The organism is Butyricimonas sp. BSD2780061689_150309_C8 (assembly GCF_015560935.1).
Lineage (GTDB): Bacteria > Bacteroidota > Bacteroidia > Bacteroidales > Marinifilaceae > Butyricimonas > Butyricimonas paravirosa.
Window position 1 is genome coordinate 129,888 of record NZ_JADMSV010000003.1, and the last position, 19,693, is coordinate 149,580.

The 19,693-nt window shown below is 44.4% G+C and carries 10 protein-coding genes and 3 riboswitches; all 10 genes read right to left on the reverse strand.

What is annotated here, in order from left to right:
* Window positions 1-6: 6 nt before the first annotated feature.
* The 10 genes from I2I33_RS04995 to I2I33_RS05040 all read right to left on the reverse strand — a co-directional run bounded on the left by I2I33_RS04995 (window position 7) and on the right by I2I33_RS05040 (window position 19,684).
* Window positions 7-1,338, reverse strand: coding sequence for a DUF5074 domain-containing protein (locus I2I33_RS04995; RefSeq protein WP_087419792.1), 1,332 nt, complete (start codon window positions 1,336-1,338; stop codon window positions 7-9).
* 43 nt (window positions 1,339-1,381) lie between these two features.
* Window positions 1,382-3,400, reverse strand: coding sequence for a TonB-dependent receptor plug domain-containing protein (locus tag I2I33_RS05000; RefSeq protein WP_087419791.1), 2,019 nt, complete (start codon window positions 3,398-3,400; stop codon window positions 1,382-1,384).
* A 10-nt stretch (window positions 3,401-3,410) separates the two neighbouring features.
* Window positions 3,411-4,565 carry a DUF5074 domain-containing protein gene (locus tag I2I33_RS05005; RefSeq protein WP_087419589.1) on the reverse strand — a complete coding sequence of 385 codons (1,155 nt, stop codon included), beginning with the start codon at window positions 4,563-4,565 and terminating at the stop codon, window positions 3,411-3,413.
* An 89-nt stretch (window positions 4,566-4,654) separates the two neighbouring features.
* Window positions 4,655-4,856: riboswitch (cobalamin riboswitch) on the reverse strand.
* Between the two features lie 286 nt (window positions 4,857-5,142).
* Window positions 5,143-6,315: a YncE family protein gene (locus I2I33_RS05010; protein ID WP_087419588.1), complete on the reverse strand. Its 1,173-nt coding sequence runs from the start codon at window positions 6,313-6,315 to the stop codon at window positions 5,143-5,145.
* Window positions 6,316-6,347: 32 nt separating this feature from the next.
* A complete protein-coding gene (locus tag I2I33_RS05015; protein ID WP_087419587.1) occupies window positions 6,348-8,354 on the reverse strand; it encodes a TonB-dependent receptor in 2,007 nt (668 codons plus the stop codon).
* A 138-nt stretch (window positions 8,355-8,492) separates the two neighbouring features.
* Window positions 8,493-8,695, reverse strand: a riboswitch (cobalamin riboswitch).
* A gap of 159 nt (window positions 8,696-8,854) precedes the next feature.
* Entirely contained in the window at window positions 8,855-10,834 is a 1,980-nt protein-coding gene (locus I2I33_RS05020) for a leucine-rich repeat protein (protein WP_087419586.1), read from the reverse strand.
* A gap of 22 nt (window positions 10,835-10,856) precedes the next feature.
* Entirely contained in the window at window positions 10,857-12,944 is a 2,088-nt protein-coding gene (locus I2I33_RS05025; RefSeq protein ID WP_087419585.1) for a hypothetical protein, read from the reverse strand.
* Window positions 12,945-12,961: 17 nt separating this feature from the next.
* Window positions 12,962-14,644 (reverse strand): PKD-like domain-containing protein, encoded by a 1,683-nt coding sequence (locus tag I2I33_RS05030; RefSeq protein WP_087419584.1) that lies wholly within the window; start codon window positions 14,642-14,644, stop codon window positions 12,962-12,964.
* Between the two features lie 196 nt (window positions 14,645-14,840).
* Window positions 14,841-15,043, reverse strand: a riboswitch (cobalamin riboswitch).
* 182 nt (window positions 15,044-15,225) lie between these two features.
* Window positions 15,226-17,610: a hypothetical protein gene (locus tag I2I33_RS05035; protein WP_087419583.1), complete on the reverse strand. Its 2,385-nt coding sequence runs from the start codon at window positions 17,608-17,610 to the stop codon at window positions 15,226-15,228.
* 22 nt (window positions 17,611-17,632) lie between these two features.
* Window positions 17,633-19,684: a hypothetical protein gene (locus I2I33_RS05040; protein ID WP_087419582.1), complete on the reverse strand. Its 2,052-nt coding sequence runs from the start codon at window positions 19,682-19,684 to the stop codon at window positions 17,633-17,635.
* Window positions 19,685-19,693 lie beyond the last annotated feature (9 nt).

Here is a 19,693-nt window from a genome sequence, read left to right on the forward strand (position 1 = left end):
ATATTTTCATTCAAAATTATACGTAAAGAACGTTCCGGCAGGGAATGCCGTGTAATTCTCATAATTTACACTCACTTTAGGCTCATCACCACTAAAGTCAAACACAGTGATATTATTAGTTTTATAATCACTATACCCTTTTATAGAATTGAGATATACTTCTCCCGTAATCGGATGAACAGCACAAGTATTATAAATAATACCTACATTATCCACCATATCTTTTGCATCAACCATCAACTCTGTTTTATCAGAACCAAAAACATGACGATATATTTTTGAAGAAAGTCCGCTCATATACAATGTATCCCCCTTAGCCGTAATACTTGGAGCAGCCGCAAATGATGCAGATAAAACACTTTTTGCTTCATCCGAAACCTTACTACTTCCTAACTTTGTATATGTTTTTACATCAACTTTAGTAATATTACCAGATCCATCAGAAACTAAAATATTCCCATCAGATGCCTTGATAACTCCGGAAACCCTATCTTCAAATTCTATCGTATTCGCAATTTCATCCTTTCCAGCTTCAATCACAACAACACTTGTACCTACCGTAGCAAACACCTTACCATCTGCAACAACCATCGTATTCTTCCGTGCACCCTCTGTTCCTTCAATCAAAGTTACCTTACCTGTTGACGGTTGGAATCTCTTCACACCATTATTATCACGCAAATAAATATCGTCCTCTCCCAACGCTACAACATGAGTTGGCATACTCACCTCACCATCAAGCTCTTCTTGAAATTTGCGTTCTCTTTTTAATGTCTCTGCATTAAGAATCGTCAAGAAACCACCATCATATCCACCATTCTGAGAAACAATATACATTTTATTATCCTTAATAAACAAATCCTGAGTCGCTCCTCCTAACTCACCCCCATTTTCAACATAATAAGCATTATCAATCACCTCTCCTTTAGGACTAATAAAAACAATCGTCCCAGGAGAACGGCTTCCTTCACTAATCACAAAAGTACCATACTTATATGTCCCATGAACCTCAATCATGGTTGAAGCATACGCCTCTCCATTCGTATTTGAAGCCAAGATAGCGACATTATAATCTCCAAGTTTTTCTGCCTTGAAAGTATAGACGGAATCAGTCCCCACCTTCTCTCCATTCACAAACCAAACCCAATCTGTAACCTGCGAGCTACTAACCTTTGCTTTTAAAACAATAGATTCTGTCGGAAGCATTGAAAAGCAACCATCTTCACTTTCAATTGTTACAACAGGCAGTTCCGGAGTATCATTATCATCATCATCACAAGAACTCAGAAATCCCACAAACATTCCTAAAACCAAAAGCACTAAATAAAACTTTTTCATAATCTTAATCTTCATTGTATAATATAACTATTTATTCATTTTCCTAAAATTCCCACATCAACGACACGAGGCAATTCCTCAAGGGCATCGGGTAATACTGCGTGGACTCGTAATACGTGTCTAATAGGTTATCTACCCGTACTTGCGGTGTCAGACTCATCCCGTTACGGAACGTGTAGCGGTATCCCGCCAAAATATTATGTACCGAATAGGGATCCGTAGCATACTCTTGATCCGTCGTGATAAAACGTCGCCCGATATAAGTCACCTGCCACGAGAAAAAGGCACCCCGGTAATCGGCAGCTACCCGTACATTCCACTTGAACCGAGGCACGTAAGGGATTTGTTTCATGTAGGAACCATCATCCACGTGCTGTTTTTTACGAGTACGGGACTGCGACCAACTATAATTACCCGACACATTTGCCCTCAAATCACCAATCGCGTATGTCAATTTCCCGTACAACTCCACACCCTCCGATCTCACATTACGATGATTCTGTGGTGTCCAAACCCATTGATTCCCGTCTTTCGGCAACCATAAAATCCAATTATCTATATACATCAAATAACCGGAAACCTCCGCATCTAAAAATAAACCACGATACAACTGCTTCCGATAAGCTACAGACGCATCATACGAATACCCGTCTTCCGGCTTCACGTCCGGATTTCCTCCCGGTCTCCAGTAGAGATCATTCATACTCGGGAACCGGTAATTATAAGCCACATTTCCTTTCACCTGCAACTCCTTCTCCCACAAATTAAACACCATACCGGCAGACCATGTAGATACCCCCCGACTATCATTTTGTTCAAACATATACTGCCCATTCAACATCATCCACGCCACAGGAGTCCATAATGCCGAAGCCTGCCAGGAGAACACGTCACGGTTATGCCGGAACGGTGGTTCCACCTCCGGAATATCATAATCCACGTCTCCTAACGTATACTTCGAAGAATCGACATCTATATAACTACTCACCCGAATCAAATCATGCGAATAAGTCAAGCTCGTACCCAGTACAAGATTCTCTCTCGGGGTAAACGTATAATCGGCAATTCCTTGCCACGTGTGCGATTGATTCTTATTTCCTTCGGGATCGAATAATCCTCCGGCATACCACTTATCATACTCCTGTCGATAATAAAGCCATGCCGCTTTTGCCCGTAAAGCATGCAACCCTTTCGTAAAATCCAATCCCGTGTACGCCCGCACATTCACTTCTCTTTGTTGCTCGTGTGACTGGTTCACCACTCCAAGTGCGGGTGGTAACATCCGTTTCCCTTCCTGATACCAAGCAACCGCTGTCAACCGGGTATAAGGAGACAAACGAAAATATCCCTCCTGCATCGCTGCCCATTGCGTGTAATCAGCATCCTGCCGTTTCTCTCGGAAAGGCTCGTTCGTCAAGATTTTATTCAAATAAGTATAATTGTTATCAGAATGTTGATAATACAACCGAGTCTTAAAACTTGACTTCTGTCCACCAGTATTTACCTGAGCCCCCGTAGTGTAAGTCCCGTAAGAACCATATTCTCCTAAGACCTTTCCACTAACACCAGTGTTCCAATCTGGATCTGTAAATAAGTTCACGCTCCCCCCGATAGCCCCGGTCCCGTTCTTCACATGACTACTCCCGTAATACAGGCTAACATTATCCGTGAAGAATACCGGTATCTGTGAAAAATCAAACGTTCCCGACATCGGTGGGGTAATATTAATCCCGTTCCAATTCACCCGGGTCTGTGAAGGACTGGCTCCCCGGAAAGATGCCGTTGACAAGGCTCCCATTCCCAAACTTTTGATATAAATAGCCGTGTAGTCAGTTAATAACTCCGCCAACGAACGGGTTTTATTTGCCCGCATAATCTCCGGGTCTATACGGCTTACTTTTGCCCCCGCATTTGCCTCGTTAGCATGACGAACACGCTGACTGACTACCTGTACCGTATCTATCACACCATACATCGCCACGGGATCTTTCTTCTGTGCCTCCGCCCCCATTCCACACAAGATGAAACAAACACACCATCCTATTGCTATCCTTTTAAACATCATTTACTCTTTAACGTTGATTTCCCGGAAAATAAACCTGACCGGGATAAATCCCAACCTTATGACTAATCTTCGTCCCATCTTTCAAATAATGTCGGACATAACCTCTTTGCGCCGTGTAATCCAAACAATCACACAAGTAAATATCTCCCTCCGGACTGACGGCAAAACCATACATCATTCCCACTTCCAGCAAGTCATAATAATGACTGAATTCTCCCGTTTCCACGTTCATCCGGTACACGCTTTGCTGTTCCTTCACTCCCTCCTTATTTTCTTCAGCCGAACGAGTTTTCACGCTGAAATAAATCCAAGTACCCGTGGGATCAATATCCGTACGGTTATAATTAATATAACCGATAATCTCGCCTGGAGTCTGTGAATTCGAATCTCCGAAAGATAACGTGTACGATTTCACCACCTTCTCCCGCTTGGGATCCACACATTTCAACGTAACACCTGTTACCTGTCCACCTTCCTGCTCGTTCATCAATCCCCAAATCATCCCCTCCTTATCCACAAGTAACTGACAAGTTTTCGTATCCTCCTCATTATATACATCCTTAACAACTCGAGCTTGTTCCTTCTTTATATTATCAGCATCAAATACATATAAACCACCCTGAGTTATTCCAAACACTTTATTTTCCACCACAGTCAGATACTCTACGGCCCGAGGGATAGAAATATATTCCAATGGTTTCCCGTAAGGTTCAACCGTCCGGATACGTACTAATTGTCGGTCAAGATCGGACACAATTGCCTCCGTGGAAGAAATTGGCACCACTTGCCGAGGATACCCCGCCTGCGTGTAAAGAATTGTTCCCACGGATTTAAAAGTTACCGGATCAACAATCTCTATCTTTTTTGAATTATTCATCGCCACGAAATACTTCCCATTTACCAACGTGATAGATTGCGCCACGTCTCCCATAGGACGGTGATTTACATCTTGAAAAGCATCTGCCACAACACGACCGTCCTTATAAATCACCGAAATCGTTCCGGTATTCGTGTTAAGTTTTCCCTCATTCAATACAAGAGCTTCAATATCCCCACCTCCTATTATTCCTCCAGGATAAGGTACTCCCGGCTTATCACACGATGTAAACGTTATACCTATCCATATAATAGTAACAATATAAAATAACCTCTTCGCAAACATAAATCCCCTTTTAATCAAAAAAAGATTTGGCGTATCCAGTCGACAATTATTAAACTATCGGTGTCCACGTTCTTCCTTCCCTTGAACGTTAAACAATATGATTGATTGGCAGGTCTTCTGACTTACCCCATCCTCGGACGTCCTTCCCATTTCAAATTGAAACAGTGGAGAGAGTTATGTCCATGGACTTTAGTGGAGCTTACAGCAGCGGGTCTGTTCAGGATTCGCACCTGATTCCCTTTTCACCACCTATCTGAAACAGAGAGTGGCACCAAAATCGTTGCAAAAATATATAAAAAACGAATACCATTTGGATTTAAGAACCATCATTTGGATTATTCACAATATTTATTATTCACAAACAAATAACACCGTAATTCAATATCATCTAAAATTCGTCATTTTACACCGAATTCATTCCAGATATATTAAGGTTTCGTTCAAAAACACATGAATAAAGAGAGGTTGCCCTATAATTGAAATGAACCCTAAAAGTTTTCGGTCTAACTTTTAGGGTTTATTTTATATGATCAAGTACACATTTGCAAGGAAGCTCTTTATAGGATCACTTTAATACTTATCCTTCCTTCCCGTCTTTCTCCTGTAAAGGCCTTGTCGTAAACACAATGTGAGCAGGAATATCTCCCGTTTGCACATCCCATTTCTTCTTCCCGTCAGGCCCGAAACAGTACAACCTCCCCGGGGTAACATAATCCCCGGCATCGCCCACAAATATCTCGCCTGTTTCCGGATTTACCGCCAAAGCGTAAGGAGTCACGATAGACTTCTCGGTTCCGTCCTTGATAAAATTCCGAGAGACAATACGTTTCGCCTTCGTGTCATAAATCGTGTAATTGACCGTCCACTTACTCGTAATCTTACTATACTCCGTGCTGTAAGAATAAAGCGAATCGCCACACAAATAAAGTTCGCTCGCCGGAAAATTCAAAGATCCTTCCACGAGATCATTCTTCGCATTTATCACGTAAGTATTTGAATGTACGTTATAATAATCCCCGCGGGAAGTCACGTAAATCAGTCCATTTTGGTCAACACGCATACGATGTAGATTAATCGCCACCGTGATTTTCTTCGTCTCCTTAAATGTTTCCAAATCTATCACGGACACCGTATTATCGTAATTCGGCACACGGTATCCCCCGGAGTTTGCAACATACAACTTATTCCCGACAATCACCATCTCTTCCGGTTGGTACCCCACGGTACAACTCCCCACGACTTTCAGCGTGGCCGTGTCAATCTTCACCACCTCACCCAAACGGGCATTCGGATCTATCTGTACCGGTCCGGCATACGAACTGACATAAGCGAATCCCTCATGAAAAACAATATAACGACAATTCGTTACCGTGATTTTCGTAATTTCCTTAGCCGTGTTCACATCCATCACCTCGAGCAAGTGAGAACAATTAATCACCGCATACAACTTATTCCCGTAAATCTGAATATCATTCCCCACGTCTCCCAGCTCCTTCACCACGTTCGGATTACGCTCCGCGAATATATTCTTATGATACTCGCCAGAAGCATAATCAAAATAATCCAACGTGGCCTTATTACTTCCCATATTCCCCTCGTTCAACAGGAAAAAACCTTTTACAGGCCCCGGCACCGAATCGCTCGGAGTAACCTTCGTTATTACGGACGGAATAATTTCATCATCATCATTCCGGCAAGAAAAAAACAATAACATTCCCAACGCAAGGAACATTAACATACCCAATTTCATTCGATTTTCACAATACATCATTCGATCTTTATCTAAATTTCTATGTTGATAATAAACTTCACGTTCGTCCCCGGCATCGGGTAACACTGTACCACCTCGTACTGCTGGTTAAAAATATTATTCACCTCCGCCGTCAGTCTAATTGCAGTCTTTCGCCACGAGAAATTCTTCGATAACGAGAAATCACTCGTGTACCACTCTTTAGCCCTGTTCTCCGGGATATTCGCGCTCGCCTCGTAACGCTTCCCCGTGTATATAAAACTATAATTCAAAAACCAGCTCTTGTACGTCCCGTTCAAAATCAGCGAACCACTATGCCAAGGGATATAAGGAATCTGGTCCCCGTAATACGTACTCTCTTTCTTTGTAAAATCCTGGGCTTTCTGGTACGTGTAATTCACCCGGGCATCCAACAACCAATGTTGACAGAACCTCCAATTACTCTGCAAGGCAACATCAATACCTCGAATTTCTACCTCTCCCAGATTCACCATCGTCCAGCGAAACTGATTGGAAGTCGGCATGGCAATAATCTTATCCGACACCTCGTTATAGTAGGCATCCACCTGTACGTCCAGCTCCTGCAACACCCCTTTATCAAAGTTGCGATTATAAGTCACTCCCACGTTATACTGGTTCGTGTACTCCGGTTCCAGATTTATATTCCCGATAAAAGTATAATACAAATCATTCAACGTCGGCATTCGGAACACTCGCTTATAAAAAGCCCTCACGTTAAAATCCGCCACACGGAACGGTTGCCACGCCATCACGACCGTGGGTGTATATTCCTGCATATCATCCGCTGCCCCATTCGCCACCTTCGTCCGCTCATGCACGAAAGTCCCCAACACGCTTGCCTGAAATTTAAAACGGTCAAAATGCAAGGCCGTCGCCACAGCCCCTAACGTCGTGTAACGGGTCGGGTAAACAAAATCCACCAAGTCCGCATTCAACTTATTCCACTGAAAATCCACGGACACATCCACGTTCCAAAAAGGCAAAATGGCAAACATATTGGCTGACGAAACATAAATTTCGTGTTGCCGGAAATGATTATTCACGTACATCGTACTCACGTCCAACCGGGGATCGGAAAGATAATGCAAATAATCATAGGCATACTTCGCGTTCATCTGTAAACTATAACCACTAAAATGCCTCAAAAAAGAACCTTGAAGGAAAAAATTAGAATCCCATTGACGATCCTGATGCTTGAACTTTCCCGGCTCTTCCCGTACCGATGCGCCGGGATAACCTCTTTCGGAATCATAAAAATATGCCTTAGCCTTCCACTCCCCGTCATTCATCCGGCCAAACACACCATACTCTGCCCGCAAAGCACGAACATCCCCGTTCTTACGAACCTCAGTCGTATCGTAACCATTCTTTTTTTTGTAGCTAAACTTATACTTTCCTGTCGTGTACATATACTCCGAACTAAAAGCCCCGCTCACGTGTTCCCCCAACCGATGTTCAAACAACACCGATGGATTCGCCACCCCGAAAGATCCCGTTTTAAAAGTAACCTTTGCGTTATATTTCTTCCCGTCTGTAAATCTAGGTGTACGGCTTGTCATATAAATAGACCCGGCCGAGCCAAAATCTTTGGCAGACTGGAATATGGCACTCCGCTGCCCGTTATACAAAGAGATCGCCTCCATGTTATCCAGTGAAAAACGTCCCAGATCCACGGTCCCATTCTGTGCGTTTCCCAACTCGATACCATCATAAAACACCCCCACGTGTTGGGTCCCCATCGCCCGGATATTCACGGTCTTCAAGCCCCCGATTCCCCCGTAATCCTTGATCTGCACCCCCGAAAAATAACGCAAAGCATCCGCAACGGAATGTACTGTCAACCTTTGCAACACCGGACCTTCCATCGTTTGAACCGGAATCACCTCCTTCTGAACCCGCTTGGCGGAAACAACAACCTCATCAATATTGTACACCTTTGTCGTGTCCACTTTTTGTGCCCACAAATAATTCCCAAACAAGGAACACCATAAAATTACACCAAAAACGATTAATTTCATTTACTCTGCCATTAAACGATAACAAATCCGATCATTCCATTTCCGGCGATCGCCTTCATTTGCAATCACCTTGGACCCAATCATTAATTCAAGAAAGATTTATTTTTCTTGCACCTCGCGAACTCTAGTCCCAGAGAGTTACGAACTCATGATCTTGGCAGGTCTTCTGACTTGCTCCGTCCTTGAACGCCCTTCCCATTTCGTGTCGAAACAGTGGATGTGAGTCTTGTTCACGGACTTTGGCGGAGCTTACAGCAGCGGGTCTGTTCAGGATTCGCACCTGATTCCCTTTTCACCACACGCCCGAAACGAGGTGTGACACCAAAATCGTTGCAAAAATATATAAAATATAAAGACAGTAGAAGTTTATGACACTATTTTTCACTCTTTATTTCACAAAACAAAATACTGATAATCTACTACATAAACATACAACTAGGTCTGCAAAGCACATATTTTGACTTGCAGACCCAGCACGTTTACCATCTCACGGAAATAAACTACTCCTTTTTCCAGTTTCCATCCACCATATCTTGATACTGGGGATTATACCCGTTACCCGACACGATCCACTTGTCAGAAGTCAGTACCGGGATCACGCTTTTCAAGCCGGAGAAGTCGAATAACCCCACATTCGTCTTAATCTCCACAGCAGACGCCGACACGAGTACCGGAAAATTGACGTATTCCAAAGAGGCTGTTCTCGTCGTCCATGCGTTCAACGTCAACTTTCCCCCGATAGACATCAATGCCGGCGCATAGACACCATCCAAATGACCTCCATAAGAGTCATTCGTCCTAATATTGAAATCACCTTTCACCGTTTCCAACGCAGGCAGTGATAGTAACTCTATGTTACAGCAATGTCCGGCATTTAACGAACCGATTTTTGTCAGTTTCGGTAGATTTACCCGGGAACGTCCTTGAATGTAAAAACCGAACTCCCCGTCAACTTCTTTCAAATTGGGTAAATCCAAATCATCCACGGCAGCCACAACCGTGAGGCTGAATTTCCCGGTCACTTTTTCCACATTCAACTGAACCGTCTCCGTACGACTACCAGATATCCAGAATTCAAAGAAATCTGTCGTCGTGACTTCCTTGATACCCTTGATGACAATATTCGGGGCATAAAGAGATAAACGTTGCATGGAGATAGCTTCGTCTCCGATCAAGGTGAGAGGCACATTGTTATTACGAACCTCAAGATAAGTCAAGCCGTCAATCTCCCGGATATCCAATTCCGAAACATTTGATTGGCTAAAAGAGAGCGAACCGACAGATAGGGAATGCTCTAAGAAAGAGTAATCCTCGGCAAGGATTTCCGAGAAATAAAGGCTGGAAACCTTCGTAAGAGAACCAAGAGCAGATAAATCTGCAAGGGAACTCATGCTGCGGAAGTTTGCACTCTCACCCACGGTAGTTAAAGCTTCCAACCCGTCGAGGCTCGTCAGGTTACTCAGATCTTGTATTTCAAGAGTTGAACCGATAGTTGCCAGAGATTTAAACCCTTCTAAATTTTCAAACACACCTTTGGACAAGGTAAATCTCCCGGTCACGGTCTGCAAAGAGGTGAAATCAATCGCCTGCAGGACGTTGTTGTTCGTGACCGTCAATGTCGTAACCTCTTCCAAAACTGGGACAGAGATACTTTCCAAGGACGTGCAATAATTGATCGTTAAAGAAGATACACTCTGCAATTTAGGCAGTTTCACGGAAATCAACGCGAACATGGAAGACACGTCCATTCCCCCTTCAATAGATTCCAATTCCGGGAAATCAATCTCCTCCAACTGACCGATTCCGGAAAATTTGAAATCCAAATATATCCGTTTCAACTTTGGCAAGCAAAGTTTTTTCAACGGGGTATTCGCATCCACGACGATAGCGCTCACCTCCTCAAGATTCTCCAATCCGATGATTTCCTCGCCCGCATACGTCGGGTTAATCGTAAGATTGTGCTTGATTTTCCGCAAATGATTCAGGGGCTCCAACGTCTCGATAACATCTTCCCCATCGGTCTGACCGATCGTCAAATTACCATCAATCTCGCTAATCATAGCCTCCCCGAAGGCATCCACGTCCGCTTGCGTGAGTAAAGTAACATTACCCACCCGGACAACAGCAGATTTTTCTACCGAATAAACGTATTCCCGGTCATGTTTCCCCGCATAGGAGGTCACCGTGAAACGGTGTTCCCCGTCCCAATCCGTGATCGTCGAGGGATCGGGAGAGATCGTGGCGTTCTCGCTCACGCTGAACTCCGGTCGCATACCGTCGAACGAAAAATCCTCCGGCACAACAATCTTCAAAGAATCATCGAGGATGGAAGCAGTCAAGGTTGTCTCCCCCTTAACCAAGCAAAATGAAGTGATGTAATTGTCTCTCCCCTTGAAGTCGCTGTCATCATCGTCACAGCCCACCGCAAACACCAACCCGCAGAGAAGAAAAAGGGCCGCTTTTATATTTATTAATCGCATATTCTATATTTTTCAAGTGTAACTATTCTTTTGTCCATTTACCCGCTTTCAAGTCATCCAAAGTCACCGTGTAACCGTTACTCCTCGTGGTAAACTTCTCGATCGTGTCGATCGCTTTCTTAAACCCGGCATACGAAGTCAAAGCCGATTGGAAATTTATCACCACCTCCTTCACGCTTTCCAAAGTGGCAAAACCATCCATATCCGTGATGTCATTATTAGCGTACATGGGTAGAGGAGGGGTAACCATGATCGTCAAGGTACTCCCGATACTCTTGATAGACCCAAAGGAAAGTTCGGTAAAAGGAACATAACTCGCCCAAGAATAAATGGTCATCTTTCCACCCACGCTTTCCAAAGCGGGAACATCCAAGACCGTGCAAGTGGTAGAAAAAGGAAAAATCTCCACGTTACCCCCAACTTTCTGCAATTTCGGTATATTCACCTCCTCCACCACAGGCATCTTTGACAGCGTGAAATTCCCGATCACCTCTTCCAAATCCGCCAAGACAAATTTCTTACAACTGTTTAAATAAGCCATACTCGTTCCCGTGGTAAAATCACCATTCACCTTGCGGATACTTGTAATCTCACATTCTGCGAGAGTTTTCGCTCCCGACAAGTCGATTCCACCCACTTCCTTAATCCCGAACACGGGAGGGAAACGAGTCACCACCTTGGTGGAAGAACAGACAAGTTTCAAAATTCCGGGGAAGACCTCTCCCCCAACAAGCGACACTTTCGTCAATGTAGAACCTTCGAGAGTCAATGTTTGTGCCTTGACGGCAGAGACATCCAACGTCTCCAATCCTTCTAAATCAGTCAATTTCAATTCAGAAAACTCTCCTAAAGTAGCCGGGAGCCTCACGTTTTTCAATGTGGCCAAATTAGTTATGGTAAAAGAACCACCCACCGTAGTCAACACCTCGAATCCGTCCAAGTTATTAACGTATTGCAATTTATTCAAGGTACAATTACCTGCAATTGTTTTCAGTGCCGGAAAACGAATAACACGTATGTCCGATCCATCAAGAGCAAGACTTCCCACGGATTCCAAAACCGGAAAATTCGTCTCTACCAATTTGCAGCTACCAATACTCAAGGCTCCGGGAATCTCTTTCAACAACGGCATATTCAAGGCATTCATCACGGAGAACACGGCGCTCCCGGTCGTCGGTTTCACGTTAAGTGCATTACACTTTTCGAGAGCCGGAAAATCAACCGTGTACGAATCAGCAAGCCCCACGGTAAGGGTTCCTCCCACACGGGTAATACGCGGAAAACTCACTCGATCCATCGTGAAACCGGAAATAGCCATATCACCATCCACCGTTTTCAAGGAACCGACATCCAATTTCCTGACCGTACCCGCCAACGTGAAGTTACGCCCCACTTCTTCCAACAAGGGACAAACAAATTCCTGTGCCAGATTGTTCTGCACGGTCAAGTCCAGACCGACTTTCTTCAAGGCGGGCAGATAAATTTGGTCAATATCCCCCTTGGCCGTAATCAACAAAGAACCAACCTCTTCCAAGTTCTCCAATCCCATCAAATCTATTCCCGTGTAAGCCTCGGTGATTTTCAAGTCATGCCCCACACGCACCAATTTATTCAACGGCAAAAGGGAAGTAATCACCTCCTCGGAACCGGAACGTCCGATAATCAGATTACCACCTACCTCGGTAACCCCACTCTCCCCAAAAGCATCAACTTCCTCCTGTGTCGCCAAGGTCACGCTGCCCTCCACGGGAACACTTTCCCGGACTACAAAATAATGGTACACTCTCCCTACTCCACTTGCCGAAGTCACTTCAAAAAGTGCCTCCTCGTTCCAGTTGGCAATGGAGTCAGGGGAAGGCATGATACGAGCATTCTCGCTCAATATCACTTCCGCCGAGGCCCCGGCAAGAGAAACACCCACGGGAGCTTGCAGAATAATACTATCACCCGTCAAAGCGGCTTTCAAAACCTCCCCGTTCTGTGTCAACCGAAAAGACACCACGTAGTTGTCCGTACCCGTAAACGGATCATTATCATCGTCACAGCCCCACACTCCTAAAAAACAAGCTAAAAGGAGGGCATAGATGGTCAATATATTTTGTTTCTTCATTTCGTTTTCTCCTTAAATTATTTATTCTTCAAATGATAATCATACCCGTCAAGGAACTCCGTGGAGGACTCTCCCAACACGCCCGCCTTCTGGTTAACGCTGGTCTGGATCATCACGAAATCAATGTATTCCAGTTTGACCGGGGAACCATCAATTTGAATCGCGTTGTCAATCTTGAAACAACTTTTATCCGTTCCATAATTATCAACATATCCCCAATCGTATTCTCCGTTGTACCACAATCCACCCCGTATTTCCACCTTAGAGGCCAAGCGGGTTCCGAAATGCATAAAATCTTCCTCGATAAACATGGGGAAAAAGAACGTCTGCCCGTGATAACCGTTAGCATCCACGCTACCGGCATTCCCGTAATTATCGGACCAAATAGAGTTCCCTCTCTCTTGCGTGGGACGATAATAAGTGATCACGTATTTTCGTGACATCTCTTCCGCGGAGGCACTTCCTTTCAGCTCGTACCAAGTGTCATCGGGCAAACCATTTCCATTCTCGTCCTGCATCACCCAAACGATACCCGGCTCAGAACTTCCGGCAAAAGCGTTCCCCTCCAAAATCAGATCGTATTCACCCGGCACGTTCTCCACGCTATGGTCAAAACCAATAACCACATACCCGCCATAAGCTCCCAACGAGAGATAAGGGGTAGAGGGATCAAGAATAGTTTTTCCTTTTGCCAAAGCATCGGCTTCCGTGGACCCGACCGGAAAGTTCACGAATTGTCCCGGAGCCGGAATGTACTCAAAGACTTCCGTGAAACGGGCAGAACTACCATCCGTCTGCCAATTACGGTGAGTACCCTCCGGATCAACACATTCCACGTAAGTCTCCGTGGAGGCGGTTTGTCCTCCTTCTGTCGCGGTCACGGTGATATAGTAACGTCCTTGCACGGTGGGAGCAAATTTGAAGTAAGAGGTCGTCTCGCTTTGCTTTACCCCATCCACCTGCCATTCATACACGGCTTTTTCCGTGATGTCAATAGGATAAGGAGAGAGTACAAGCTCCCGTCCCAAAGGTACACTGAAATTCGTAATCCGATTGTCAGAAACCGTACGATAGCGTCCATCATTAAAGATCAATCTCGGGGGAGCCAACGGTACAACCGTCACCGTCATGGATTTAGCCGTCGCGCCATCCTCGTTCTTAACCACGAGAGAAAGATCATACATCCGTACATCCTCCCGGTTGAAAACGAAAAGACTATCTTGACAGACAATCTCACCGTTCAATACCCACATATAAGTAGCTCCCTCGGGATTCGACACTTCGGCCCCAAAACTCCGATCTCGACCGGACATCACCACGGCAGCATCATCCAAAGTAACCTCTGGAGGTAATTTATCGAGAACCGACACCTTTACCTGTTTTTCAACCGAACCGTTCTCCGCATCAATCTTAAAATTCACGAAATAATCACCCACCTGCTCCCCCCGGAACAAATAGGTGGTATCCGTAGAAACTATTTTCCCGTTCAATTTCCAAGAACACAGGGGATTCATGGCATCCGACACCGTTGCCTGCAACAACACCTCTTTTCCGATCTTCACCCTGTACTCCCCCGTTTCTGTGTTGAAAGCGACATCGGGATTACCAACTTTGACCTTCTCATCGTCGTCACAGGCCGTGAACATACCGATAAAAAGTATCACCAGTAATACTAATTTCAATAGAACATCCTTTCTCATAACATCATCTGTTTAATTTATAATTATCGAGTTCAACGACCGTTTACAAAACGACCATTTTCTCCAAGAAAACACTTCCAACAACGAGAAATTGCACACATACACCCCTCCCAGCTTGCTAACTCATAGCAACACTCGTCATTACAACAATAGTCGGATAAATACAACATGGCACCCAAGCTCCAATCCCAGAAAGCTTTAGATACATGATACTGGCAGGTCTTCTGACTTACCCCGTCCTTGAACGCCCTTCCCATTTCGTGTCGAAACAGTGGATGTGAGTCTTGTTCACGGACTTTAGTGGAGCTTACAGCAGCGGGTCTGTTCAGGATTCGCACCTGATTCCCTTTTCACCACACGCCTGAAACAGGGTGTGACACCAAAATCGTTACGAAAATATATAAAAAACAAATACTATTTGGATTTTGAAACGAAAAATTCAATTATTCACAAATAATAATACATTTATTTTACATCACTTACTAGCCATATACACGCAGAAAAGTTCGCTTCAGGATAAAACAAGAGAGAGGAATCCGGCACAACACCAAGCTCCTCTCCCTAAAAAACTTAAATTACTCTTATTTCACAAGTTCTCCCGCCTTTACCTGCTCGAAGGTCGGATTATAAGCATTCTCAGATACCGTCCAAGAATCATTTCCCTCAAGCTTTTTAATCACTTTCTCCAATCCCTCGAAAGAGACCAAACCCGCTTGTTTCTGAATATTGACATAGCCTGCATTTTCCAATGCACTAAAACAACTTAAATCAGTAATCAGATTGTTATAATTATCTGCATTATAGGCATTCGATGTCAAAACAAGTCCCCCTACACTTTTCAAATTAGGTACGCGAATTTCCTCCAACATCTCAACCGGACCATTCTGATAGCTCGTACTAACACGGAATTCGCCATTCACGATTTCCAACGCAGGCAACTCCAGTACCGGAATAACACCCGTGTAAATCAGAGCCCCAACCTTTCGCAAAACCGGCAGTTGAACAGGCTCTAACCGTTTGATCCCGCAAGAAGAACCTTCCGACAAAGTCAACAACCCCGTTACCTCTTCCAAATCAGGGAAACACAAGGCTGCAGCATTCTCCGTCACATATCCCAAATTAACCGTCAATTTATCAACTTGTTTCAATCCCGTAAAATTAAATACGGCAGATTCCTTTTGTGTAAAGCCTGTAACAGTAAGTGTTTGCACTTTTTCGATGCCGTCAAAACGAACACCGCGACTGGAATTCAACGTAACTTCTCCATCAAGTTCCGAGTTCCCCCGCAAAACAAAATCAGCCCCAACATTATCAATCGTCAATTTAGAAGTAGAAAAAACCGAAATATCCAATCCTTGTAATGCCGGAAGTCGAGAAAACGAGCATTGTGCGAACTGCGCTCCCTGCAAATTAGCCAAGAAAGGGAATTCTTCCACTTTTTCCATGTTTGATATGGATAAACCGGAACCTATCGACCTCAGAGCATCAAATCCTTTCACGCATGTCACATTGTTCATATTATTCAATGTCATTGCCCCCTTGATGGTTGTCAAAGCCTTGAAACCATTCACCTCTTTTGCCGTTCCGCTCAAAGCGAAATTTCCCCCTACCGAAGTCAAACTATTAAACCCATCAAAATTTTCCGTATTCGCCGAAAAGGTTAAATTTCCTCCAACCTCTTTCAAAGCGTTCAGATCCACGGGGGCAGATAACACAAAATTTCCCCGAACTTCTGTTAAGGCAGCAAGATCTACATCATTCAATTTATTACAAACCTCTATACTAAATCCCTGTGTCCCAACTCGGCTCAACTGGTGCAAATTAATCTTTTCCAAATCTTCAATATAATATACCCGGAAGCCTCCTACCGATTGAAGTTGTGAAAAGTCATATTCTTTCACCCGATGGGTCCATTGCAATGTCAACGTCTCCGCCACCTCTCTCAACTGACTGAAATCCACTTTCTCCAGCACCCCGGTTTGTTGCAAAGTAATACCCGCGGCTGAAGTCAAAGCGGGAAACAAAAGCTCCTTCATTCGAATGGGATTATTTATTTCCACTTTATCCCCGACCATACCCAACTTGGGCAATTCCAACCGTTCGGGAAAAAGCATATTGCCATTACGCCCGGAAAAAGAGAATTTTCCAGCAATAACCTGTAAAGCGGATAAATCCATGCTCCTGACATCACGCGTTTCAATCGTGAAACTTCCGCCAACGCTCTCCAATGCTCTCAAATCTACCGAATAAAGCGTATCGGCAGAAATGACAAGATCAGAACCAACCTTCCTCAAGTTAGGTAAAACCATCTCTTTCAAATCCCGTAGCCCGTAAGCCCCGTACTCGCTAGCACGAGCGAGCATCGTAAAACCACCCACACTTTCCAAGTTTTGCAACCCATCAAGTGAAACTCCTGCAAAAGTGGGATTAATCGTAACTCTCCCGGCTACCTCTTTCAAAGAAGAAAGCGGAGCAAGAGAAACCAAAGAATCCTCCTTTACCGTTCCAAGCGGTTTTCCGATAACCAAGTTCCCCTCGATCTTATTAATACCGCGAGCGGCAAACGTTTCAATCTCCTCGGGCGTCGTCAACACAACATCTCCGGCCTGAGCAACAAGCGTCCGAATCACAATATATTTATACGAACGTGAAGCCTGATTATAAGAAGTCACCGTAAATGTCCGTTCCTTCCCCCAATCATCAATCGAAGCCGGATCCGGACTCAACGTGGCATTCTCGCTCGCAGTAAACTCCACCTCAACATTTTCAAGCGACACGCTTTCAGGAATGGAAAGAACCAATGAATCACCAACGATACAACCGGCATAAACATGTTCTCCTTCTATCAGGCGGAAGGAAGTAATATAATTCTCATCTCCCGAGAACAAACTGTCATCATCCTCGCAACCGGTAATAAAACATACGAGGGCGAACAACAACACATATATTAAATTATTTATTTTCATATCCTTTATTTTTATTCATGAATTATTCCGGCTTGGTCCATTGTTGTTCTTTCGTCAATTGCTCGTAAGTCGGGTTATATCCATTATTCTCCACTGCCCATTTCGACGAGGGACAAGTTGAGATAGCTTTCTTCAACCCCTCGTAAGAAACCAAAGCCTCGTGATTCTCGATCCGGAATCCTCCAATACTTTCAACTTCTGAAAGGAAATCCAAATTCGTCAATGTATTATTCAACTCCGAAGGATCTGACGACCAAGGGTCCGGAGTCCTAGGACGTATATCCAACACCCCACCCACGATTCGCAACGACGGATAAAGAATCTTGTCCGGTCCATAAAAATTATTCCAGCTAACATAACCGGTCTGGAACGTCATATCGCCTCCCACGGACTCCAACAAGGGGAACGTCTCATCATCGTAATTATTAATAGACATCATGGCACTTCCCCCGACCGTTTTTAATTTTGGGAAGTGAAACTCTTTAATATTGGAATAAAGTTCAAAATTTCCGCTAACTTCTTCCAAATCGGGGAATGATATTCCCGTTACGTTTGAATTTGCCCAATAAGAAAAATTCCCGTTAACCTTACGCACACTCGCTATTTCAACCGCATCGCCACTCATTCCCAGGTAACCGATCGTGAGAGCGTTAATTTCTTTAAAGCCCTCTAACTTCGGGAAATACCCGCCAAGATTTCGTAGATTAAAATTCCCGTTAAAAACGTCATTCCCGACTACAGTCGTGTTCTCTAAACCGGTACCGTTAAATTGAATCTCGTCAATCTCAATTCCTCGCACATCCAATCTTTTGATCCCGGAAGAAATTACTAAAGTTCCCAGATTCTCCAATTTAGCCGGAAATTTAAAGTTTTCACTAACGAAATTCAACGCCAAAGTTCCCCCGACACGCTCCAATTCTCCCAACTGTTCAGGATTCAACCCGGCAAGCGTAAGACTAAGATTACCGTCCACGTTTTTCAAAAGAGGAGCATTAAACTGGTTTACCTGAGAACAATCCAACGTAATAACCCCGGCATGAGTCAACACGGGAAAGGAAACCTCGTACAAGGGATTAGACGCAATCGACAATTCCGTGGCAACCTCCTCTAGTTGCGGCATATAAAGCAATAATAAAGCTCCCCTACCCACGGTTAATTTATCACAGTGCCGCAACACCGGAAATTCCAGTTTCTTGAGAGAAGTCATGCTCGTCGCAATAGTGCCACCCACTTGTTCCAATCTCTGGAACACGATACCTGTCATTCCCGATTTCCCGTTCAAATTCAAATCCCCGCTTATTTGCCTCAAAGAAGAGAAATCCAATGTTACAAAAGATGCTGCCAATGTCACGGCTCCCCCCACGGTCTCCAAGCGAGGACAAAGAATCTCGCTGACCGCATTACTGGTAATGTTCAAATCTCCCCCGACACGAGTCAACTTGTTGAACGTCACCCCCCACAGGCTATCCGCAGAATTTACATACAATTTTCCACCAACCTCTTCCAAATTATCCAGCCCGGTCAATTCATATCCCGCAAACAAACGATTAATCGTCACGTCATTAGTCACACTCTTCAAAGAAACTAAAGCGGCCAAAGAACGAATGGTGTCCGTCCCTCCCTGCCGGCCAATGACCAAAGAACCATCAAGATGGCTCACGCCCTTGGCCCCGAAAGCATCCACCTCTTCCTGCGTGTTCAAAACGACAACCCCTTCAAATGCTATTCCCTTCTTTTCCGGTATATAAATATATTTCCGTTCCTTCCCGCTATGCGAAGTTACCACGAAATAAATCTGCTCCTCCCAATTGGTTATCGCGGAGGGTTCCGGTTTTATCGTACTATTCTCACTGCACACGATATTCGGGGTAACCTCGCCCAAGGCAACATTCTCGGGAGTCTCCATCAGTATGGTATCCCCCCGGAACGAGGCCACGTAAGACGTCTCTCCCGATTGCAAAATAAAAGACGTGATGAAATTATCACTCCCGACAAAAGGATCATCATCATCTTCACAGCCGGCAATAAAAGCCAAGGTGAAAAGAAGAACTCCCCAAAGTATATTTTTATTCATAACCTATAA